This is a genomic window from Pseudomonas sp. A25(2017) (assembly GCF_002001065.1).
Classification (GTDB): domain Bacteria; phylum Pseudomonadota; class Gammaproteobacteria; order Pseudomonadales; family Pseudomonadaceae; genus Aquipseudomonas; species Aquipseudomonas kilonensis.
Genome location: NZ_MUOA01000111.1, coordinates 1 through 22259 on the forward strand (window position 1 = coordinate 1; position 22259 = coordinate 22259).

Annotated in this window: 21 protein-coding genes; 12 read left to right on the top strand and 9 right to left on the bottom strand. The window is 59.2% G+C overall.

What is annotated here, in order from left to right:
• Positions 1–735: 735 nt before the first annotated feature.
• The 3 genes from B0E42_RS26045 to B0E42_RS26055 are packed head-to-tail and all read left to right on the top strand — an operon-like array spanning position 736 to position 2998.
• Positions 736–1569: an oxidoreductase gene (locus B0E42_RS26045; RefSeq protein WP_018601454.1), complete on the top strand. Its 834-nt coding sequence runs from the start codon at positions 736–738 to the stop codon at positions 1567–1569.
• A 38-nt stretch (positions 1570–1607) separates the two neighbouring features.
• On the top strand, positions 1608–2594 hold the full coding sequence (locus B0E42_RS26050; protein WP_077508369.1) for an MDR family oxidoreductase: 987 nt from the start codon (positions 1608–1610) through the stop codon (positions 2592–2594).
• Entirely contained in the window at positions 2591–2998 is a 408-nt protein-coding gene (locus B0E42_RS26055; protein ID WP_077508308.1) for a hypothetical protein, read from the top strand. Before B0E42_RS26050 ends, B0E42_RS26055 begins: the two co-directional genes overlap by 4 nt.
• Before the next feature lie 38 nt (positions 2999–3036).
• Here B0E42_RS26055 and B0E42_RS26060 read toward each other — a convergent pair whose 3' ends face one another.
• The 3 genes from B0E42_RS26060 to B0E42_RS26070 all read right to left on the bottom strand — a co-directional run bounded on the left by B0E42_RS26060 (position 3037) and on the right by B0E42_RS26070 (position 6571).
• Entirely contained in the window at positions 3037–3600 is a 564-nt protein-coding gene (locus B0E42_RS26060; protein ID WP_053180060.1) for a cytochrome b, read from the bottom strand.
• Positions 3601–3698: 98 nt separating this feature from the next.
• Complete coding sequence (locus tag B0E42_RS26065) at positions 3699–5153, bottom strand: aldehyde dehydrogenase (RefSeq protein ID WP_077508310.1); 1455 nt, start codon at positions 5151–5153, stop codon at positions 3699–3701.
• 44 nt (positions 5154–5197) lie between these two features.
• A complete protein-coding gene (locus B0E42_RS26070; protein ID WP_018601444.1) occupies positions 5198–6571 on the bottom strand; it encodes an aspartate aminotransferase family protein in 1374 nt (457 codons plus the stop codon).
• A gap of 216 nt (positions 6572–6787) precedes the next feature.
• Between B0E42_RS26070 and B0E42_RS26075 the strand changes: the two genes are divergently transcribed.
• The 6 genes from B0E42_RS26075 to B0E42_RS26100 all read left to right on the top strand — a co-directional run bounded on the left by B0E42_RS26075 (position 6788) and on the right by B0E42_RS26100 (position 13424).
• Positions 6788–7756, top strand: a complete 969-nt coding sequence (locus B0E42_RS26075; RefSeq protein ID WP_033062406.1) for a helix-turn-helix domain-containing protein — start codon at positions 6788–6790, stop codon at positions 7754–7756.
• Between the two features lie 58 nt (positions 7757–7814).
• Positions 7815–8321 carry a helix-turn-helix domain-containing protein gene (locus B0E42_RS26080; RefSeq protein WP_018601440.1) on the top strand — a complete coding sequence of 169 codons (507 nt, stop codon included), beginning with the start codon at positions 7815–7817 and terminating at the stop codon, positions 8319–8321.
• A 359-nt stretch (positions 8322–8680) separates the two neighbouring features.
• On the top strand, positions 8681–10129 hold the full coding sequence (locus B0E42_RS26085) for an APC family permease (protein ID WP_077508313.1): 1449 nt from the start codon (positions 8681–8683) through the stop codon (positions 10127–10129).
• 149 nt (positions 10130–10278) lie between these two features.
• Positions 10279–11541, top strand: a complete 1263-nt coding sequence (locus tag B0E42_RS26090; protein ID WP_077508316.1) for a DUF1173 family protein — start codon at positions 10279–10281, stop codon at positions 11539–11541.
• 71 nt (positions 11542–11612) lie between these two features.
• Positions 11613–12335: a haloacid dehalogenase type II gene (locus B0E42_RS26095; protein ID WP_077508319.1), complete on the top strand. Its 723-nt coding sequence runs from the start codon at positions 11613–11615 to the stop codon at positions 12333–12335.
• A 198-nt stretch (positions 12336–12533) separates the two neighbouring features.
• The gene (locus B0E42_RS26100; RefSeq protein ID WP_077508321.1) at positions 12534–13424 is read left to right on the top strand and encodes a universal stress protein; all 891 of its coding nucleotides are present in this window, start codon (positions 12534–12536) and stop codon (positions 13422–13424) included.
• A gap of 110 nt (positions 13425–13534) precedes the next feature.
• On the opposite strand, the gene B0E42_RS26105 is transcribed toward B0E42_RS26100, so the two are convergent.
• The 4 genes from B0E42_RS26105 to B0E42_RS26120 form a co-directional block, all read right to left on the bottom strand.
• Positions 13535–13798 (bottom strand): OprD family outer membrane porin, encoded by a 264-nt coding sequence (locus B0E42_RS26105; RefSeq protein WP_256578358.1) that lies wholly within the window; start codon positions 13796–13798, stop codon positions 13535–13537.
• Positions 13689–14468: an AraC family transcriptional regulator gene (locus B0E42_RS26110; RefSeq protein ID WP_256578359.1), complete on the bottom strand. Its 780-nt coding sequence runs from the start codon at positions 14466–14468 to the stop codon at positions 13689–13691. Before B0E42_RS26110 ends, B0E42_RS26105 begins: the two co-directional genes overlap by 110 nt.
• Positions 14469–14614: 146 nt before the next feature.
• Complete coding sequence (locus B0E42_RS26115) at positions 14615–15325, bottom strand: hypothetical protein (RefSeq protein WP_172681155.1); 711 nt, start codon at positions 15323–15325, stop codon at positions 14615–14617.
• Between the two features lie 148 nt (positions 15326–15473).
• Positions 15474–16457, bottom strand: coding sequence for an aldo/keto reductase (locus tag B0E42_RS26120; RefSeq protein ID WP_174599592.1), 984 nt, complete (start codon positions 16455–16457; stop codon positions 15474–15476).
• A 389-nt stretch (positions 16458–16846) separates the two neighbouring features.
• On the opposite strand from B0E42_RS26120, the gene B0E42_RS26125 reads away from it, so the two are divergent.
• On the top strand, positions 16847–17827 hold the full coding sequence (locus B0E42_RS26125) for an AraC family transcriptional regulator (protein WP_018601423.1): 981 nt from the start codon (positions 16847–16849) through the stop codon (positions 17825–17827).
• A gap of 234 nt (positions 17828–18061) precedes the next feature.
• Here B0E42_RS26125 and B0E42_RS26130 read toward each other — a convergent pair whose 3' ends face one another.
• Positions 18062–18436, bottom strand: coding sequence for a helix-turn-helix domain-containing protein (locus B0E42_RS26130; protein ID WP_018601421.1), 375 nt, complete (start codon positions 18434–18436; stop codon positions 18062–18064).
• Positions 18437–18537: 101 nt separating this feature from the next.
• Between B0E42_RS26130 and B0E42_RS26135 the strand changes: the two genes are divergently transcribed.
• Entirely contained in the window at positions 18538–19656 is a 1119-nt protein-coding gene (locus B0E42_RS26135; protein WP_077508327.1) for an NADH:flavin oxidoreductase, read from the top strand.
• 182 nt (positions 19657–19838) lie between these two features.
• Here B0E42_RS26135 and B0E42_RS26140 read toward each other — a convergent pair whose 3' ends face one another.
• A complete protein-coding gene (locus B0E42_RS26140) occupies positions 19839–20753 on the bottom strand; it encodes a LysR family transcriptional regulator (protein ID WP_053188675.1) in 915 nt (304 codons plus the stop codon).
• Positions 20754–21010: 257 nt separating this feature from the next.
• Here B0E42_RS26140 and B0E42_RS26145 point away from each other — a divergent pair, with 257 nt between their 5' ends.
• On the top strand, positions 21011–22036 hold the full coding sequence (locus tag B0E42_RS26145) for a zinc-dependent alcohol dehydrogenase family protein (protein WP_003202189.1): 1026 nt from the start codon (positions 21011–21013) through the stop codon (positions 22034–22036).
• The last annotated feature ends 223 nt before the right edge of the window (positions 22037–22259 follow it).

Sequence of the window (22259 nt, forward strand, 5' to 3'; positions counted from 1 at the left end):
AACTCTTGTTTCAGGCTCATGGCGTCTCTCGTAGTCCAAGGCATGATGGCTTTCCGGCGAAATTGGCTCGCTGGAAAGTGTCCACCATGTCCCCGCACACCCGTCAACCATGTGTCCGGTCCGTACAAAAAGCGCGAAAGTAACCAAAGCGCTTTTGCCCCACCACTTGCTGCCTCGCCTAGGCTCGGCATGCCCTCACTCCGGCATTGCTCCGTGGGCCCGCCGCGAAGGGCCATCCATGGCCCAGCGCGGCTATCCCGGCATCCATGCCGGGATGCCCACTCCACAATGCCTGCGTTCGGCCATCGTGGTTAACGGGGCGCCGAGATCAACGTCCACCACGAGGCGGCCTGATAGCCGACCTGGCTCTCCCGGTCGTACACCCGTCAGTTCTGTGGGAGCAAAGCTTGCTCGCGAAGAGGCCAGCACATCCAGCATCTTCATCGGCTATGACACCGCCTTCGCGAGCAAGCCCAATAGCCATGTGACTAACCCATAACCATTGGTGAGGCATTTTTTGCGCTTTTCCCGAAAGTTTAAGTGGCCGCAGAAACAGAACTGATTTATTCAAGTGCTGGAAGCAACGCTGCGATCGGCATTATTGATGTCGATCAGCATCAAAATGATTGACCGCTACGATTATGATCATCATCATAAGGCTGCCAGTCGATGATCCAAGAGCACAGTTGCGATCTTCTGACCGGAAAAACGTCGATAGCCGGAAGGAAAGTCATGATGATCAACAAACCCGTAGCGTTAGTGACCGGCGCTTCATCCGGCATCGGCGAAGCCATTGCACACAAGCTCGTGGCCGCAGGCTACAGCGTCTACGGCACCAGCCGACGAGGCGGGCAGGCGGGACAGCAGGGGTTTCCACTGTTGGTGCTCGATGTCACTGACGATGCCAGCGTCGAAGCGGCCATCCAGGAGTTGCTGACGTTGGAGGGGCGGATCGATCTGTTGGTCAACAATGCCGGCTTCGGCATCGCGCCCGCAGCAGCGGAGGAGAGTTCAGTCGAGCAAGCCAAGGCCCTTTTCGATACCAACTTCCTTGGCATCGTACGCACGACGCGCGCGGTGGTGCCGCACATGCGACGCCAGGGCGCTGGCCGCATCATCAACATCGGCTCTATCCTCGGCGTCGTGCCGGTTCCTTATGCCGCCCTCTATTCAGCCAGCAAGCATGCGGTGGAAGGTTATTCGCAAGCGCTGGATCACGAATTGCGTACACACGGCATCAGGGTCACGGTCGTCGAGCCCGGCTATACCAAGACTCAATTCGAGAGCAACAACCTCCAACCCGACGCTAGACTCGACGTGTACGAAGACGTTCGGGTAAAAGTGACGAAAGTGGTGAGCCAGGCCATGGCGACCGCCGATGGCCCCGACGTAGTGGCCGATGTGGTACTCCAGGCCGCGCGGGCCGAGCGTCCGAAGTTGCGCTATACCGCTGGCAAGGCGGCCGGCCAGTTGCAGTTTCTGCGCAACTTTGCTCCGGCGCGCTTGCTGGACACGGGCATTCGCAAGGCGCTGCAGCTCGAAACCAAATGGCCTGCTCAGGCACGCTGACAGCGATGACGATCCGTTTGAACGAACAGGAAAAAACCATGACATTCAAAGCGCTGCTCTCGAGCAAAACCGGCGACGCGATCTCGACCCAGTTGGTCGACTTCAATGACGAGGACCTGATGCCCGGTGACGTCACCGTCGCGATCGAGTTCTCGACCGTGAACTACAAGGACGCCATGGCCCTGAGCGGGCGCTCACCGGTGATCCGCCAGTTTCCGCTGATTCCGGGCATCGACTTCGCCGGTATCGTCGAAACATCCAGCCACCCGGGGTTCGAGGCCGGTGACCGGGTGCTGGTCAATGGCTGGGGGCTGAGCCAGACCCACCACGGTGGCTTTGCGCAGAAGGCGCGGGTGAGCGGTGACTGGCTGGTAAAAATCCCGGAAGTATTCTCGACCCAGGCAGCCATGGCCATCGGCACCGCAGGCTACACGGCGATGCTCAGTGTCCTGGCGTTGGAGCATGGCGGGCTGACCCCAGATCGTGGCGATATCCTGGTCACCGGTGCCAGCGGCGGCGCCGGCTCGGTGGCCATCGCACTGCTGTCGGGCCTGGGCTATCGAGTGATCGCCTCGACCGGACGGCAAGAGGAGGGCGACTACCTGCGCGACCTTGGGGCGACACAGGTCATCGACCGCAACACCTTGTCGCAGCCGGGCGCGCCAATCGCCAAGGAGCGCTGGGCTGGCGTCATTGATTCGGTGGGCAGCCACACTCTGGCCAATGCCTTGGCACAGACCCAATATCGCGGCGTTGTCGCTGCCTTCGGGCTGGCCCAAGGCGCGGATCTGCCTGGCTCGGTACTGCCTTTTATCCTGCGCAACGTGACCCTGGCCGGTATCGATTCGGTCAATGCTCCGCAAGCGGTGCGCCTGCAGGCATGGTCGCGACTCGCCCAGGACCTTGATTTGAGCAAGCTGGCCCGCACCACCCAGACGGTTGGCCTGGCAGAGGTGCCGACCGTTGCCGCTCGGGTACTGGAAGGCAAGGTGCGCGGACGCACTGTCGTGGACGTTAACGCATGAACACCGCTTCGCGCGCTTTCCGTTATCTGGCGATCGTCTCGGCGCTGTTGTTTTTTGCGTTGGCGGCCATCTGGTTGTTCGCGCCGGCCACGTTGTTGGCCAATTGGGGCGTGGTCTTCGATGGCGGTACCACGGGGTTGGTAGGCCGGCGTGCAGCACCACTCTACGTGGGCATTGGTGTCGCGTTGCTATTGGCACGCAATGCGCCGCCCTCGCCAGGGCGAACCGCCGTGGTGGCGGGGTTTGTCACCACGTGCCTGCTGCTTGCGCTGCTGGGGCTGGGCGAGTGGGCCGTGGGACATGTGGAGTCGGGCATCGTGCCAGCGGTGCTGGTGGAGGTTGCCCTGGGGCTGGCGTTCTGGTTTGTCGTAGGTGCCGAAGGTGGGGCAAAGGCTCAGTGCTGAACATCTGAGGACCGCGCCGATGCCTCGTCAAGTCAGCGTCACAGCATGCGGCGCAGAACATCGTTTCGAGGGTCGCGATCATAAAACCGGTGTTTGAGGGCGCCGGCAATATGCACCACGATCAGGCCGAGCAGGGTGTAGGCGAGCACTTTATGCAGCCATTGGAAGACGACGAACCAGTCGTCATTTTTCCCAAGTAGTTCCGGAAGGTTTATCCCGAAAAAGAACACCCCGTCACTCATCGTGTAGGTGCTCGACATCGAATAGCCCATCAACGGCACGATCACCAGCAGTGCATACAAGGTGCGGTGCGCAAGCCTTGACGAAACTCTCTCGTACCGCGCCAGCGTCTCCGGCGGTTGCGGCAGCCGGGGGGTGCGCACACGCAGGGCGATCTGAATCAGGACCAGCAGAAACGCCAGCACCCCAAAGGATTTGTGCCACGGGTAGTAGAGCTCATATTTGCTCGCCACTTCGTCATCGAGCCCGGTCATGTGCCAGCCCGCCCAGAGGAGGCCGGCGATGAGCACGGCGCGCACCCAGTGCAACATACGCAGGGACGTCGGATACCGATCAATTATTGTTTGATTTACCGGATTCATCGCGGTCTCTCCATCGATCATCAAGGCATCGAAAATGCACGTTTGAACGGCCACCCTCTATGACACAGGGGTGGTCCGGTCAGTGCAGGTTTTTGTTCTCAGTTGGGTAGCAGTACGGTGATGACTTTCTCCTCGGTATAGGCCAGCGCGCCGCTAAATCCGCCTTCACGGCCAACGCCACTGGACTTGACGCCGCCCCAGGGCAGGTTGGCGTCCAGCGGGCTCCAGCAGTTGATGCCCACGGCACCGGCCTTGACTGCTGCGGCGACGCGGTGCGCTCGCACCAGGTCGCTTGTCCAGACCGTGGCCGCCAGGCCATAGTTGGAATCGTTGGCCAGCGCGATCGCCTCATCTTCGCTGTCGAACGTGATCACCGTGCCAACGGGGCCGAAGATCTCGTCCCGGGCGATTGCCATGTCATTGCGGGCGTTGGCGAAGATCGTCGGCCGGACAAACCAGCCCTGCTCAGGGTTCGATACACCACCGGCCAATAGGGTGGCGCCTTGGTCGATGCCCAGTTGGATATATCGGTTAACGCGATCCAGTTGCGCCTTCTTGGCCACCGGCCCCATCTGCACGCCGGGTTCGCGAGGGTCGCCGACCTTGACGGCTCGCGCGGCGTCGGCAAGCGCCGCGGCGAAGCGATCTGCGAGGCTGCGTTGGACCAGGATGCGCGAGCCAGCCGCGCAGACCTGTCCCTGGTTGGCGAACAGACCGAGCGAGCAGCCGAACAGCGCGTCCTCGAATGAGGCGTCGTCGAAGACAATCTGTGGGCTCTTGCCGCCCAGCTCCAGTGCCACGTGCTTGAAAAGTACGCCAGCGGTGCGCTGGATTTCGCGTCCGGCCTCGGGGCTGCCGGTGAAGCTGATCTTGGCGACGTGCGGGTGCTCGCACAGGGCGCGTCCCACCTCGTTGCCATAGCCGGTGACCACGTTGATCACCCCGTCAGGAAAGCCCGCTTCCTGAGCCAGCGCCGCCAGGTGCAGGGCCGACTGTGGCGTTTCTTCCGAAGGCTTGATGACCACGGTGCAGCCGGCCGCCAGCAAAGCGGCGAGCTTCCAGACCGTGATCATCAGCGGCGAGTTCCAGGGAACGATGGCGCCGACCACGCCCACCGGCTCGCGGACCGTGTACGAGAGGGTCTTGGTGCCGAAGTAGCCGCCGGTGGGAATGGTGCGGCCCTCCAGCTGGTTAGCCCAGCCAGCGGCGGCGCGCAGGTTGGCGATGGCGTTGGGTACGTCCAGCCGGCGCGGCTCGATCGGTGAGCGTCCGATGGCATTGGCGTCCAGGTCAGCCAGCACGTCGGTGTCGCGCTCCACCAGGTCCGCCAGCTTCGACAACAGCCGGCCACGCTGGGCGCCGTCGAGCTGGCTCCAGGCGCCACCCTCAAGTTGGCTGAGTGCCGCCGCTACGGCGCGGTCCACGTCCTGGGCCGTGCCGCGCGCGGAGCTGCCGTAGATCTGTTCTGTCACGGGGTCGACGAGTGTGATGCGACGCCCGTCGGAGGCCTCGAAGGACGCGCCTTCGATGAAGTGGTTCAAGTGTTGAGTCATTTTGCAGTCCCTGAGTGATGTGGAGTAGCCGGGGTATGCACACCTCATCCCTTGAGGGAGGCCAGGGCGTCGCCAAAGATGTCCAGTGCCTTGAAGAACAGCGCGCGTGAGATCGTCAGCGAGGGCATGACGCGCATCACGTTGCTGTAGCGCCCGCAGGGAATCATCAGCACGCCGTGGCTCAGCAGGTAACCCATGAGTTGGCCGATCTTTTCCGGTGCCAGTGGCGCCTTGGTGACCGGGTCCTCGACCAGCTCAATCCCGATCATCAGGCCGCGACCTCGGACTTCACCGACCAACGGGCTGTCGAAGCCACGAATACGTTCCTGCGCTTCCAGCCCCAGTGTGTGAGCGCGGTTGAGCAGATCGAGCTCCGGGTCCTGGAGGATGCTGATGTTGGTCAGCGCCACCGCCGCGGACAACGAGTTGGCGGCGAAGGTGTTGGGCATCGATCCGTCAGGAATCGCGGCTGCCAGGTCCGAACGCATGATCAGGCCCGCCATCGGCAAGTCGCTGCCGATGCCCTTGCCGAAGGTGAGCATGTCGGGTTTCACGCCCGAGTGCTCGACCGCCCACATCTTGCCGGTACGTCCGGCGCCGGACTGCACTTCATCGACGATCAGCAGCGCACCGCTGCGGTCGCAGGCCTTGCGCAACAGTTGCAGGAACTCGGGTGAGGGTGGCACGTAACCGCCTTCGCCCTGCACCGGTTCCACGATCACGGCGGCCACGTCATCGGCGGCGGTGTAGGGGGTGTTCAGCAGGTAATCCACGTAGTCGCCGGCAATCTGCTCGGCGCTTTTGTGCGTGGTGTCGAAGGGGAAACGGTAGGCATAAGGGTAGGGCGCATGAATGACACCCCCCATCTGGGCGCCGTAGCCCTTGCGGTACGCCGTGCCTGTGGTCAGCGCACCGGAGGCGTTCCACACGCCGTGGTAGCCGCCGTGGAAGGCGATGATCTGGTGCCGCCCGGTGACGCGCTTGGCGAACTTGATCGCCGCCTCCAGCGCATCGCTGCCGCTTTGCGTGAAGAAGGTGATGCAGTCACCGCGCAAGCCGTCGGGCGCAATCTCGGAGAGCTTGGCGGCCAGTTCGGTGCGCCGGGTGCTGTTGACTTCCAAGGCATGCATCAGCACTTCGGACTGTTCGCGAATGGCCTGCACCACCTTCGGATGGCAACGGCCTACGCTGCTGACGCCCACACCAGCGGACAGGTCGATGTAGGTGTTGCCATCGGCGTCCTTGAAGGTCGCACCGAAGGCCCGGTCCATGGCCACGGGCATGCGTGCGCCGCCGCGCGCCATCGACTCGGTACGCGCCGACAGCGCCAGGGCCTCGGTGGTCCTGGGGCCAGGAATGGCGGTGGTAATCTGCGGGGCATCGGCGAAATGGAGGGATTCTAGTTTGGCTTCACTCATGACGGTCTCTCAGGATGTCGGTTTCAGTGTCCCGATCATCCTCGTGGCCCGTGCCTGGCCGGTAGCCCGAATCGGCACATTGGGCGGGCCGTCTAGAGCGTCAGCACCAGAGCACTGACATGACCCAAAGAGAATTATGCATAATTCTCTTATTGTGAGAATATCGCGCAACGAGGCATCCTAAGAACAAGAATATTGGCCGAGGCTTTCGACATCATGAAAAATCAGAACATCAGCCATTTTCGTGACATCCATGTCCACGCCGCCACCGTCCAGGAATGGAACCAGGACTACAACCAGTTAACCGCCGGTTCGGCTGAGAGTTCGCTGATCCAGTTGTCGACAGGGCGTTGCCACGTATTCCGCGAGCAGATCAACCAACGCGTGGTGCAGCATGGCGTGGCCCCCCGAGGCAAGATGTGCTTTGCCGTGCCCATCACCGTCCCGGGTTCGATTCGGATGCAGGGTCGGGAGGTGGACGAGAGCAGCCTGTTCTTTCTTCATGGCGGCGAAGAGTTCATGTTCCACATGCCGATGGGCATGGAGCTGCTGGCCATTACCTTCGAACGTGAATTGTTCGAACAGGCGTTGGCGCAAACCGCCTCGGCCAAGGAAATCAGCCAGTTACTCCGCCAACCCGTAATCAGGCTCCCCGCGCAACGCTACGCTGACGCTCGACGTCGGATGCTGGCGGCGTTCTCCCAGGCGCTCTCGAACGAAGAACTCGACAACGCGCAAGATCGGGAGCTGGAACTGGAACAGGCCATGCTCGACGAGCTGCTGCAACTCATGACCGACCCGGCCTGTGATAAGCAGCAGCGTTCGCCAAGCTCCACGCGCAGTTTCATTGTCGAGAAGTGCCATCGCCTGGCGACCGCGGAGCTGAACAACGTGCCCAGCGTCGACGAGTTGTGCCAGCGACTCCAGGTGAGTCGACGTACCGTGCAGAACAGCTTCCGCTCGGTTGCCGAGACGACCCCGCTCAATTACTTGCGCTCCGTGCGGCTCAACGGTGTACGCCGGACCTTGATGACCACCCAGGCGTCGCGTCTTTCGATCGGCGATGCCGCCGCCCAATGGGGTTTCTATCACCTCAGCCATTTTGCCGCGCAATATCAGGAACTGTTCGCCGAGTTGCCGTCTCAAACCGCGCGCGCTGCCATCAGCGGTTGCGCGCTCGCTTGAATATCAGCCTGCTGCACTGCGCAACGGGCTGGCTTGACTTCACAAGGATGTAGAAACGATGAATAGCCTTCGCCGCCTGCTCAGAGTCTTCGACTTGTTTCGCCCCGAGCAGCCGGTCATCGACGTGGGCATCATTTGCCAGGAGCTCGGCTACACGCCTGCCACCGCCTATCGTTATCTGCGCGAGCTCGGCGACGCGGGCTTCTTGAAGCGGTTGCCACGCGGCTATGCACTCGGCCCTCGAATCGTCACGCTGGAACATCAGATGGCGAACTACGATCCGTTGCTGGCGTGCAGCCGGGACCTGGTCGACAGACTGGTCGACGATACCGACCTGGATGCACTGGTCAGTGAGTGGCATGGCGATTCAGTGGTCAACGTGCTGATCCAGCGGGGTTCCGATGTCGGCCCGGTCGGTGGCGACAGGGGGCGGCCGATCGATCTTTTCCACAGCGCGACCTCGCGGGTCGTGTTGGCGTATCTGCTGCCGCGCCAGATCCGACGCATCTATGACGCTCACGCGATCCCGTCCAGATTGTTGCACCTGGGGATCGCCCTGCAGTGAAGCGAGAGGGGCCGCACACCCTAAGGCCTGTCGGTTAGCAGCAAATCTGTGGGAGCAAAGCTTGCTCGCGATTGCGGTAAGCCAGCCGACAACAATATTGGCGACGCTGCCGCTATCGCGAGCAAGCTTTGCTCCCACAGGATTTATGCCGTTTGCTCCTGACTGACAGGCATTAGTCACACGCCAGGCTTTTTTTGAGGCGAACGCGCTGGTTACCGATTTGGGATAGTGGGGTGTTCAGGGAGAGGCATAGGATCGAATCCAGCGTGCGACAAGAACAATAACGCTATTCGGTGACGGTGAGCGGTTGACTGCATCGATCCTACAGCACCTGCCTCATACAATAAGGTCAAGAAAACATGAGTGTACCTCTCCCGGTCAACAGCTCCACGGAGCTCAAGCGTGGGGCCTTGGGTGTCGGCTTCATCATCTTCTTCGTGGTTTCGGCGGCGAGCCCCTTGAGTGTCATCGCCGGCGGTTTTCCCATTGGCATCATGCTGGGCAACGGCGCCGGCACACCGGCGTTGCTGATCCTGGCGTTGCTGGTGTTACTGGCGTTCTCGGTGGGCTACACGACCATGTCCCGGCACGTCACCAACGCCGGCGGTTTCTATGCGTTTACCTCGCGCGGCCTGGGTGGCCTGGCCGGTGGCGCGGCGGGGGTGCTGGCGATGTTTGCCTACAACATCCTCCAGGTCGGCCTGTATGGCATGTTCGGGGGTGTGGTCAGCGGCACGATGGGAAGCGTGTTCGGCCTGGTATTGCCCTGGTGGTCGTACTCACTGATGGCGATGGCCAGCGTTGCGATCCTAGGTTATCGCAAGATCGATCTGTCGGCCCGGGTGTTGTCGGTCATTGTGATCGCCGAATACCTGGCGATCCTGCTCCTGGATTTCGCCATTCTCAGGACGGGCGGCGACAGTGGCATCAATCTCGACGCGTTCGATCGCAGCCATGTGTTCAGCGGCACGCCGTCAATCGGCTTGCTGTTCTGCTTCGCCGCGTTCATCGGCTTCGAGGCCACCACTATCTACGGCGAAGAGGCCAAGAACCCGCAACGTACGATTCCGATTGCCACCTACTGTTCGGTGTTGCTGATCGGTGGGTTCTACGCGCTGTCGGTCTGGTCGATGGTGATTGGCGTAGGGGCGGACAAAATCGTCTCCACGCTTCAGGCCTTGCAGGACCCGACGACGTTTATCTATGGCATGTCCGATCACTTTGTCGGCCCGCACCTGACCCAGGTCATCCGCGTGCTGTTCATGGTCAGCATCTACGCCGGGCTGCTGGCGTTCCACAATGCCGCAGCCCGTTACTTCTACGCCATCGGGCGTGACGGCTTGCTGCCCAGCCGGTTAGGCACCACCCATCGGGTCCACCAGAGCCCGCACATGGGCTCGGCGTTGCAGAGCTTGATCTCCGCCGTGGTGGTGCTGATTTTCGCCGCGATGGATGCCGATCCGATCCTGCAACTGTTCGCCTGGCTGTCCAACCTGGCGACGCTTTGTGTGATTTTGCTGATGGCGCTGACGTCCGCCGCGGTCTGGGTCTTTGCCCAGCGCCACTCCGAGCTCAAGCTGGGGATCTGGCGTGGACGGATTTTCCCGGGGTTCTCTTGCCTTGCGCTATTGGCGGTCCTGTTTATCGCGGTGGTGCATTTCGATGTGCTGACGGGCGCGAGCAAGGCCTTGTCGTATGGCCTCTGCGCGATCATTCCCGCAGCCCTGCTGGCTGGCGTGTTCCTCGCGGCGCGACTGCGCAAGGTGGCGCCGCAGCGGTATTTGGTGCTGGGGAGTCATAAGCTTTAGGAGCCTGTGCTGGAGAGCGGGTCGGCTGGACACGAGTGAACGAAACCGAGGATTTATGGGGCTGGCTGTGCTTCTTCTCGCCAACTCCGTAAGCTTTGCCTCACTATTCACCGTCACAGCGGATCCGACGCCGACAAGAAAGGGACGACATGTCAGAGATTTACAGCGTGGAAGTGCCGGGTGCGAAATACCCGTGCACGAAAACATACCAGACGCTTGCCGAGAGTGCCGATCAATGGCAACTGTTGCTGAAAAGTGCCCATGGCCAGCAGGCCAAGTGTTTATGTAAAGGCAACGGCTCAAAGCACCTCAATATCCGACACCTCAAGGTTCTGAAGCGGTACGTTCTCGCAAGGTATGCGAACACAGGCCCTGAGCATGCCTTGGATTGTCGCTTTTTCAGCGAAGCCGAGTATCGGACGGGATTGCAATCCTACGTTGAGGGCGTGGTGGTGGAGGGGGATGAGGATGACGTCACTGTTCGTCTCTCTCAAGCGATCCAGCTCAGGAAGAAGAACGATGACGCCGAAGTCAAAGTCAAAGTCGACCTCCCACTCAATCCCCGAAAACCGGGGCGAACACAGCGTGCAATGAAGCTCCGGGGATTGCTGGATCTGCTGTGGACGCGCAGTGATCTAAATACCTGGCACCCCAACATGGAAGGCAAGCGGGATGACTCGATTCTTCAATGGAAGCTCAAGCAAACGGCGGAACACATCAAGACCCATCGAATGACGCTGGACAACGTTCTTTTGTGTCCAGCACAAGAGGGTCCCAAGTGTGGAGCTCGAAACTTTGCAATTGTGAAACAGGCAGGTCGACTCAAGTACAGGCTGGTCACCGTCGGTGTACTTATGCCTTACATCGAGGGTGAGCCCGTAGATCAGATGCAAACCCTTTCGCTGATGAACAGTAAAGGCATGCCCATGATGTACCTCAACGGGCGTACTTGGCCGGATGCACAAAAAAGCTTTGGCCGGGAGATTGGTGCCTGGAAAAAGGGTGCCAAGATCATTGCCATCGCATTTTTGGAGCTTCGACAAAAAAACGATCGTTATAGCGATGTTCTCGAGGTTGCCTTGATGCACGTGAGCGACATGTTGATTCCCCTGGACTCCGGTCTGGAGGGCAAGGTCGAGGCGATGCTCCGTGAGCAAAAGCGTAAATTCTCAAAGCCGCTGCGTTTCGATGGCGATGACAAAACGATCCCTGACTTCTGGCTGAACGATCTGGATGAGGAGTTTCCGATGGAAGTGTTTGGGATGAACACGCCGGAGTATTTGCAACGCAAGGCCGACAAAGTTCTCCACTATCAGACTGAGTATTCACAGCGCTTGGGGTGGTGGTTTTGGGATGCTTATCAGAACAGCGACGTGGCAAGCAGTCCTGCTCTGCCGCCTGCGACGAGGTAGTCGCTACGGCGGGGAAGTCTTGCACCGCAGCCCGGCGCGCCAGGGGTCGTAAATAGCAGAGGAGTCTTGCGATGACGCTTCCACGAGCGTTGGCATTCGATGTGTTCGGTACCGTGGTTGACTGGCATTCAGGCATCGCACGTGAGGCGAGTACCTTCGTGTCGACCTACCTGCCCGCTGTCAGCCCCGCCGAATTTGCAATGCAATGGCGCCGGTTGTATGCGCCAGCGCTGCGCGAGTGCATCAAGGGGCATGGAGGCTTCGTCGTGCTGGACACATTGCACTACGAGACGCTGGTCCAGTTGTTGACGACTTACGGCCTGGAAGTCGAGCGGGTTGCCCCCGAGGCATTGCACACGCTTGCCCATGCCTGGCGTCGCCTGGACCCTTGGCCTGATGTGGCCGAGGGCCTGGCCTTGCTGCGCCGGCGCTTTGCGGTGGTGACCTTGTCCAATGCCAATGTGGCCTTGATGATCGCCATGAACCGCTACAACGGTTTGCAGTGGGACGCGCTGCTGGGGGCGGAATTCGCGCAAACCTATAAACCGGATCCTGCGGCGTACCTGTCCACGGCCAGGGCACTGGACATCAAACCCGCTGAACTCTGCCTGGTGGCCTGCCACCACAGCGATCTTGCGGCAGCCAGGGAGTGCGGCCTGATGACGGCCTATATCGACCGGCCCCTGGAGTACGGTGGAGCACCTGCCCCCGATGCAGCCCAAGCCCAGGATTGGGACTGGCAAGCCGATGGTTTCATCGACCTTGATCGCAAGCTTCAGGTGATGTCTACCTGATCAAGCGCATGAGCCGTTGAATGCCTGGCTGACGATGGTACTTGATATATATCAACGTCACGGTTGCCCTGACGGAGGATGGTGAACCTACAACGAAGGTGCCCGTTGCAGCGGTAAACACGACAGTGGCCCGCCGTGGCAGGCCGTGGCAGGCCGTGGCAGGCCGTGACAAACGTGCAAGTTCCATGGAGTCCGATCATGAGCCAGTATCAACGGTTATTGCTGATCATCAACCCGGCCCTGCGCCAGTCCCAAACCCTGGAACACGCCGCGGCCCTGGCCAAGGCCAGCGGTGCGCGCTTGCACATCGCGGCCTTGATCCCTTCCTGGAAACTGTTGTCGCTGCTTGAAGAAGGCGACCGGGAACAGGCGCGCGAAGGCTACCTGCAAGACCATCGAGATTGGCTCAAAGACCAGGCAAATCACCTGCGCGACAGAGGCATCGAGGTGACGACGGAGGTGGTCTGGGCCGATGACATGCAGCAAGACATCCTCGATCACGTCGCCGAAATGCAACCCGACCTGCTGATCAAGCAGGTGCAGCACGAGTCCGCGTTCAAACGGGCTTTTCTTACTCCACTGGACTGGCGTTTGCTGCGCCACTGCCCGGTTCCGGTGTACCTGATGGGTGAAGGTGATCTTCCCTTGCCGCGCAAGGTCGTGGCAGCGGTCGACGCTTCCAATACCCTGGCGCAGGACAACGAGCTCAATGAGCGGATCATCCAGCAGGCACGCGGACTCGCCATCCAATGTGATGCCGAGCTGCACCTGCTGTACGCCTGCGACATTTCGATGGTGTACATGGGCGATATGGGCGGCGGGGGGCTAACACTCTCGGACCTCGGCGCGCAGTTGCGTAAAGAGCATGCAACATCCTTTTTCGACCTCGCCGACCGACATGGCGTGGCCGCTGACCGACGTCATTTCATTGAAGGGCACCCTGTCGCGGTGCTGAATGCGTTCGCCGATGAGCAGCATATGGATGTGATTGTGATGGGCAGGGTCCAGTCCCATGGCCTGGAAAAGCTTTTGGGTAGCACGACCGAACATACCCTGTATCAGGTGCCTTGCAGCGTCCTGGCCATCTAACGCGACCAGAATCGCCCATAACGAAGCGACAGGCATGAGAGTGTCCTGTTTGGAAAGAAATACATCATGACCGGCTGCTGAAGCAGCCGATCACCGATTGACGTGATCCGTCAAAATTTAAATGTGTATCGAAAAATCAGGCGGTTTTCGTTGGCGCTATCGGCGTACGTCGACCGATTGGTCGAGTTTCGCCACTGCGCTGACACATTCTTGAGCGACCCACTCTGGATGGTGTAAGTGATATCGGTCACACGCTCCCATTCCTTACCGTCCTCTCCTTCGAGTCGTAAGCGGGCGGCCTGAGCGGAGCCCAGCAACGTCGGGTCGACCTTTTGTCCTTTTGCATACTTCAAGCCAAGGGTGAGTCCAGGCAAGCCTGCCAGGGGACTCCTTGAGGAAGGCACCCACCGTGGCCGGCGACTGCGCGATTTTCATGGCGAGGAATTTTTTGTCGAAACTGACCATGGTCGCGGGTGCGTCGTACTCAATGTCCTCACAGAAGCGCATGCGGTAGTCGCTCTGATCCTCTGGCCTGGCCGCCCGAAAGCTGAGCTTGTGCAGGGGGATACGCTGATTCACCAGCCAACATGACAGCCCGTGGACGAGGATAAACCAAGTGCCGTAGGCAAACAGACGGCGCAAGACACCTCGGTCCTGTATCACGATAAATGCAAGATCGTCCTGGACCTGCAACTCGCCCTGAATGTCATCCAGTACAAGACGCAGGAATGACAGCATGCGCTGCAACGCCTGACCCAACGTGCGGCAGTCCAGGAGCGCATGACACATCAGTTTGAAGCTGCCGCGACGCATGGGATGGCTGTCGATACCAAAAAAATCATCGTCCAGCAGGTCGGCAATCTCCACCCAGAGGCGGGCAAAGGAGGTCGCTGAGACCCTGGCTTTTGGGGCGTCGAGCAGTTGAGAGTCGATGTCGGCATTGGCTAACGCAGCTGTCAGGTCCAGCTGTCTTTGCCTGGCGCTATGCAATGCCTCATGCACCAAGGCAATTGATGTGGTGCCTTTGTCCTGGAGGGGCGTCATGGATATTCCGCGCGGGTGTGGTGGGCCTTAATGTAGGGCTAACGCACAGCCACCGCCAGCGTGACCGCAATCAACTCAGTGCAGCCGGTCAGTACTGGCTGGATTCGCCTCAATTGCCCGGGCAGTTACAAACAATACCTTTATCTTTAAGTCGGAGGACTGAACGAAGGGCGTTTTCTTACTTTCGCTGCAGAGTTTAACCAGAGCAGAATGGCTGCGAGAGAGGCGGTTATTATCAGCGTAAGCCACATGATGACCAAGAGGGTGAAGGTGACACTATTGTTTAACTCGCGAAGAATGCCGAAGGCAAAAGCTGTGTACCAAGACACACCCGAAACTGCACCTGATGCGAGAAACAAGGTAGCTCTCCTGAGGGAGACTCCAAAGAGCAGGGGGCGACTCAAGTCGCGCAGTGCTTCTGGCAATACAAACGCGTGAATGATTATTCCATTGATGGTCAGGACGGCCACCACCATGACCTTCGCCCAGAGTTTAGGATTTTCAAACTTTTCCGGCGACTCCATCGCATAAAGAGCAAGGAAACCAAGGCCTGAAAGCCACAGGAGGCATAGTCCAAGAGTGACCGCGTCGCTGATGAAGTGAAAGGTGCGTCCGATTTCAACGGGGAGGCTACCCCTACGCATCCAACGCAAAATCCAGAGGTCCAGCATCGTCGCCCCGCCGAGACCGAAACACATACCGAGCAGGTGTAAACCTACAAGGAGTGTCAGAACCTTCAACTGTGGGAGTGGATCAGGCAACGGAACGCTAAGCGCAAGTGTGTCCGCGAGTATGTGACCACTGCTGGAGAGCGCAAGTAGGCCGCCGAAAATCATGAGAGACGTTCGTGTTTTCATTTATTACGACCTTAGGCTCGCGTTCCTATTTGAACGCGTGCACAGTTTATTTGCTGGAGAATAAGGTCCTTGAATTCTCAATGTTATGGATATAAGTGGTGGTCGTGAAAGGAAGTTAAAGTTTGCTCCGGTAAAACGCCAATTCAGCTCAGGAAGGAACCGGTGCTTGAGCATCAATCAAACTCTGGCTCTTCAATTCCTCCCAAAAGGCTGCCGGAATACCGACCTTCATCGCCTGTACATTGGAAACTACCTGCCCTGGCGAACGCGCCCCCGGAATGATCGCGGACACTTGTGGATGTGCCGCTGCAAACTGCAAGGCGGCAGTATGAATGTCGATGCCATGTCGGCTCGCAACCGCCATGATTCGCGCGCGCTTTTCTACCGCACCGGCAGGTAGATCCTGGCTGAAGTTATATCGGTTGCGACCGCCCAGAAATCCATCATTCAAGGGGGTTCCAACGACGATGCTGGTGCCTTTTCGTTTCAACGCCGCAAAGGTGCTGCGCAACGCATCGCCGTGGTCTAGGAGGGAATACTGGCAGGCGAGCAACACGATGTCGGGCGTCGGGTCATTACTGGCCAGTGCCTGAACCACGGCGTTCGGCGTATTGACGCCGAAGCCCCATGCCTTGATGAGCCCTTCATCACGCATCTTTTCAAGCTCAACCATCGCCCCTGTGCGCGCAATTCGATACGCCGCTTCCCATCCGCCTTCCAGCTCAGTGTTATCGGGCGAGATGTCGTGGATAAAAACGATATCGATACGTGGTAGCCCCAGACGCTGCAGACTGTCTTCCACGGAACGTCGCGTGCCTGCTGCGGTGTAGTCATATCGGTAGTTGAAGGGGGCTGGCGACTTCCAGATGGCATGGTCCGCGCGCAGGCCACCCGCAGCCGTCAATACGCGACCGACCTTGGTGGAGATCACATAGTCGTCTGGATCTTTGTCATGAAGGAAGCGGCCCAGACGATATTCGCTCAAGCCAAACCCGTAGAACGGCGACGTGTCGTAAAGCCTTACACCCGCATCCCAAGCAGCCTGCAGAACCAAGTCCGCCTGTTCGTCGCTGATCGGCGCAAAAATATTGCCGATCTGCGTCCCACCCATACCAAATCGTTGAGGTGTCATGTATCTCATTGTATGGGAGGACGGATTGAGGGGCAGGTCTGCGCGCACGAGCCGCCCTTGCGTAGGCATCACGCTTCCGCGCTCTGTCAGCGAAGAGGGCGCAGGGGCTGTAGCCGCCGAACTTGCGGCACTCAATGCTGGCAGCAAAGCGGCTGCAACAGCACCCGTCGCCGAATAGGTAAGAAAATCTCGTCTGTCCATCCAACTTTCCTTTCGCGACTGAGGTTTCACGGGCTCATCGAAGCCGGTATTCGTACTAGAAGTTAGAACAACGAGGGTTGGCCGGGTGACCCTAATGCGCCATATCTTTTGCACAATCCTGCCGATGCACTTGTGCTGGTCACACACTCTCAGCAGACTCGAACATTCCGTAAATAGGGGGGCATGTAATGACGAGCGGTTCCTTCTCGCAATTCCGTTCCAGCCATGTGCATTCCCTGAGCGTGCACGAACCCGCTCAGCCCAACGAACGCCTCCAGGCACTCAGACGGCTTATCGAAAAAGTCACTTTGCAGATTGGCTTGGCCGAGGCTTGCACGACGTCGATTCCAGGTTTGGCCTTTTATCGAGTGGCCGAACTGGGTACGCCCAAGTACTGCATTTATGAGCCTTGCGTGGCCATCATTCTGCAGGGCGCAAAGGAGATCACGTTCGGCGAGGAAGCCTGTGAGTTCGGGCAAGGGGCGTTTTTTGTCACTTCGGTCGATATACCCACACTGGCTCGCGTTAACGCGGCTAGCGAGCAAACCCCTTATTTATCAGTTGTGTTGAAGCTCGATTTTGCCATGCTCAACGAGGTGATCCTGACCCTGGAATCGCCAAAGCAGGAAATGGCTACTGAGGCGCGGGGCTTCGTATCCGGCGTGGCGACGAGTGAGATGCTCGATGCGTTCGCTCGACTCGCCACGCTGATCGAACGGCCGCTTGAAGCAGGCTTGATGTCGGGCCTTATCAAGCGGGAGATATACGGTAGGCTGCTGCTCAGTGAAGCGGGGCATTTGTTGCGCAGCGTCACTCGCGATGGTTACCGAGACAAGGGCATCGTGAGAGCCATTGAGTGGCTGAAATATCACTACGACAAGCCGCTGCACGTGGCCGAGCTCGCCGAACGATCAGGAATGGCCAGCTCTACCCTGCATCACCGGTTTCGCAAGCTGACAGGTACCAGCCCCATTCAGTATCAAAAATCGTTGCGGCTGCAAGCCGCGCGCAGCCTGATGTTGACCGATAGGCTAGACGTGAACACCGCCGCATTGCGCGTCGGCTATGAAAGCGTCGCCCAGTTCAGTCGCGAATATGCCCGACGTTTCGGAGCCCCACCCTCCAGAGACATCAAGCACGCACGAGAAAATGGTGGGCGGCTCGACTAACCGCGTCACGCGTGATTCGAGTATGTAAGACGACGTGGAGAAACGATCAGGCCCCTCGTCCGTTACCTCGCCCTTGCGGCAAAGGGGGCGAAGAGTGCGGGGCAACAAGTGTCCGGGGCAGACTCATTCATCTCAGATGACGCATCGGACTATCGTGCCCGGCAGCAGGTGAAGAACTCACACGCAAGTTGTCCCAGATAATCTGAAATATGCTCAATAAAAGGAATCACTCCGTCAGCTTATTTCTGCGGCCTCATCAAACTTCAACCGGGCAGCTTCAACATCAGGCAATTTATCAAGCGTCCATTTATGCAATTCGCGAAATGGCTGCTGCAATGTTTGACCAAGTGGGGTGATCTCATACTGCACTGCCACGGGCGAGAACGAAATGACCTTGCGCGAGACGAGGCCATTTCGTTCTAACCGCCGTAGGGACTGTGTCAGTGCCTTCTGAGTGACGCCCTCCAGGCGGCGCCTGATGGCATTAAAGCGATGCGGCCCGTCATCAAGCACAGCCAGAACCATCATCGACCACTTGTCTGCGATCTGGTCGAATAATGCCCGGCTCGGGCAGTCTGCCGAAAAACACTGTGGCTTTAATTCCAGCATCGAAGTTTCCTCATGTATACCTAGGCTACTCTAGGTGCCTAATTGACATTAGGTCTACAAAATATACTTATGTGGCTCCCCAAAGCAATGGAGTCCATCCAATGTCGAACCCTGATACCCGCATTTTATTCCGTCCTTTTTCCATCGGGTCGCTTGAGCTGAAAAACCGGATTGTCATGGCGCCCATGACGAGGCAATTTTCGCCGCAGGGCATTCCCGGAGAAGGGAGTGCTGCGTACTACCGGCGGCGCGCTGAAGGTCGGGCCGGATTGATTTTGTCGGAAGGGACCGTCATCGATCGTCCCGCTTCACGTAACGGTTCCGGCATTCCTTTTTTCCACGGTGAGGCAGCGCTGGCCGGATGGAAGAACGTGATCGATTCGGTTCACAGTGTGGGTGGTCGTATGGGACCGCAACTCTGGCACACCGGTGCAGTGCGTGACATCAGCGACTGGGAGCCTGATGCGCCGGTTGAAAGCCCATCTGGTCTCGATTCACCAAACGAGCCGCGCGGTGTGGCAATGAGCGAAGAGGATATTGCTGACACGGTTGCTGCATTCGCCAAGGCAGCGTCGGACGCCAAACGCCTGGGTTTCGACACCGTTGAGATCCATGGGGCGCATGGTTATCTGATCGATCAGTACTTCTGGGCCGGCACCAATCAGCGTACCGATCGTTATGGCGGACCGACGATCAAAGAGCGCTCGCGTTTTGCCGCTGAGATCGTGTCTGCCGTTCGTCATGCAGTCGGCCCCGAATTTCCTATCATCATGCGCGTCAGCCAATGGAAGCAGCAGGACTTTGGGGTGCGCCTCGCCGAGACCCCTGCACTGATGGAGGACTGGCTGCTGCCGTTGGTCGAAGCGGGTGTTGATGTTCTGCATTGCTCGCAGCGACGCTTCTGGGACCCTGAGTTTCCCGAAATTGATGGTGAGAACGGGCTGAACTACGCAGGCTGGGCGAAGAAAGTCACTGGGGCGACAACCATTAGCGTCGGCTCGGTCGGGCTGGATAACGATGTTACTCACGCATTCGCCGGCAAGGGCTCAACCCCTGCGAGCCTGGAACGGCTCGTCGAGCGTATGGAGCGCGAAGAGTTTGATCTGATTGCTGTAGGACGTGTTCTGCTGAGTGACAAGGACTGGGTCGCTAAAGTGGAAAAAGGCGATTACGCGGATCTGAAGGGCTTCAATCCGGCATCTTTAGCTGAATTGGTTTGAGTCTGAGTGGGGAGTGTGATGCCACAAAGGTTTTAGTCTGAAGGGATCAGAGGTCTGGCTTCGGATGTTGCGAGGCCGAGATCGTAATCTGTTGTTGAGTGCGCCATGGCTGTTTCAATGACTGAGCCTGTTAAGGGCACTCAACATGTTATTAAACGTTTTTCGGACTTGGTGGAGTTCTGTTACAGGCTATCCGGGTCCCCGAAAAACATCTGAATCCGCGACCGCAACCAGCGCTCCCCAGGGTCGTTGTCCTGGGAGCCGCGCCAGGCCATGTGCAGCTCGAAGCTGCGCACCGGTATGGGTGGGTCTTCGGCGCGTACGCCGCCGGCGGCGGTCAGCGCGTCGGCAGTGTAGTCGGGCACGGTGGCGATGATGTCGGTGCCCGACAGCAGGGTGCTCAGGCCGTTGAACTGCGGCACGGCCAGCACTACGTGGCGCTTGCGCTCGAGTTTCGCCAGCTCTTCATCGATGAAACCGCTCAAGTCACCCGCGAAAGACACCAGGGCATGGGGGCGAGCGCAGAATTCGTCCAGGGTCAGTCGTCCTGGGGCGGTGTCAGCCCGTAATACTTTGGGCATGCTGCGCCGCAAGACCTTGCGCTTGGCGTTGGCCGGCAGGTCGTCGGTGTAGCTGACACCGATGGAGATTTCACCGGACGCCAGCAAACCGGGCATCAGAATGTAGTTGACCCGGCGCACCACCAGCACAATGCCGGGTGCTTCGGCCCGCAGGCGCTTGAGCAGCATCGGTAGCAAGGCGAATTCGGCGTCGTCCGACAGGCCAATGCGAAACACCGAGGTGCTGGTGGCCGGGTCGAATTCCGCCGCACGGCTGACCGCCGTGGAAATCGAATCCAGGGCCGGGGAGAGCAGGGCGAAGATCTCGACCGCCCGGGCCGAAGGCTCCATGCTGCGGCCGGTACGTACGAACAACGGGTCATCGAACAGGCTGCGCAGGCGCGACAGCGCGGCGCTGATGGCCGGTTGGCCTAGGAACAGTTTCTCGGCCGCGCGAGTCACACTGCGTTCATGCATCAGTGTTTCGAACACGATCAACAGGTTCAGATCGACACGCCGCAGGTCATTACGATTCATCTGGGGTCCTGGCAGATTCGGCAAGCTTGACGTGAGCGGCCATATGGGAACAATGGCCGGCATGAATCTTACGGGGAAAGGCTGGTACTCTGCACCGGCTAATTGAGTTTTCTTAGGTTAAGTCCCACAGGATTGGTTGGTTTTTCTTACTGCGGAATCAATGACAGGCATGTCGACTATTAATAGCCACTGATGGTCTTGGGTACAAAGCCCGGATAGAGTTCATGGCATTAGAGGTTACTTTGACGAGGTTTGCGATGTCCCGCACGATCCGTTTTCACAAGTTTGGCGGTGCCGAGGTGCTCAAATGTGAAGAGCATGCGGCGGCTCTTCCTGCGCCAGGAGAAGTGCAGGTCCGTGTCGAAGCGATCGGCATCAGTTGGTACGACACCTTGTGGCGCCAGAACCTGGCCTCGTCCCAGGCGCGCCTGCCTTCGGGCCTGGGCCATGAAATGGCCGGCGTGGTAACGGCCGTCGGCGACGGCGTCGATGACTTGGCCGTGGGCGACAAGGTCGCCAGCTTCCCGGCCGAGAGCCCGAACGATTATCCGGTGTACGGTGAAGTCATCGTGCTGCCACGCACCGCACTGACCCGTTATCCCGACGTGCTCAGCCCGATCGAAGCCGCCGTGCATTACACGCCGCTGCTGATCGCGTATTTCGCCTACATGGACCTGGCACGGGTCAAACCGGGGCAATTCGCCTTGGTCACCGATGCCAGTCATTGCGCCGGTCCTTCCTTCGTACAACTGGGCAAGGCCCTGGGTGTACGGGTGATCGCGGCCACCAAGACGGCTGACGAGCGTGAGTACCTGTTGTCGCTGGGCGCCGAGAAGGTCATCGTCACCGAAGAGCAGGACTTGCTGATGCAAATCAACAAGCTCACCGACAACCGTGGCGTCGATGTGGTATTCGATGGCCTCGGCGGGCCGCAGATGTCGCTGCTGGGCGACGTGCTGGCACCGCGTGGCAGCCTGGTGCTGTATGGCTTGCAGGGCGGCAACCAGACGCCGTTTCCAGCCTGTGCGGCGTTCCAGAAGAACATTCAGTTCTTTGTGCACTGCATCGGCAATTTCACTGGCAAGCCAGAACTGGGCATTCTCCAGGACCAGGTAGCCTTGCAACGAGCACTGCGCGATATCAATCAACTGACCGCCGACCGTGTGCTGTTGCCACTCAAGACTCGGGTCTTCCCGTTCTCCGAGTTTGTCGAAGCTCACCGTTACATGGGCGAATGCCCTTGCCGTGAACGTGTAGCCCTTCAGGTCGTCGACCCGGCCTGAACCCTGTCTTGCGCAAGAGTCATCGCCCCGGGCTCTTGCGCTGCCTTCGTCCTGACACCCATCCTTTCTTACGGCACCTCCTGCCTGGCGGTGCTGCGTTCGTACCTCACCCTCTCGCGCCTTGACTGGCCTGTCCCGGTTCGCTCAAGACTGAAGCGGTTTGTCGGCCAACATCTGAACTGGTTTTTGCCCTCAATCTGTATCTTCTAATCATTGTTTAAGT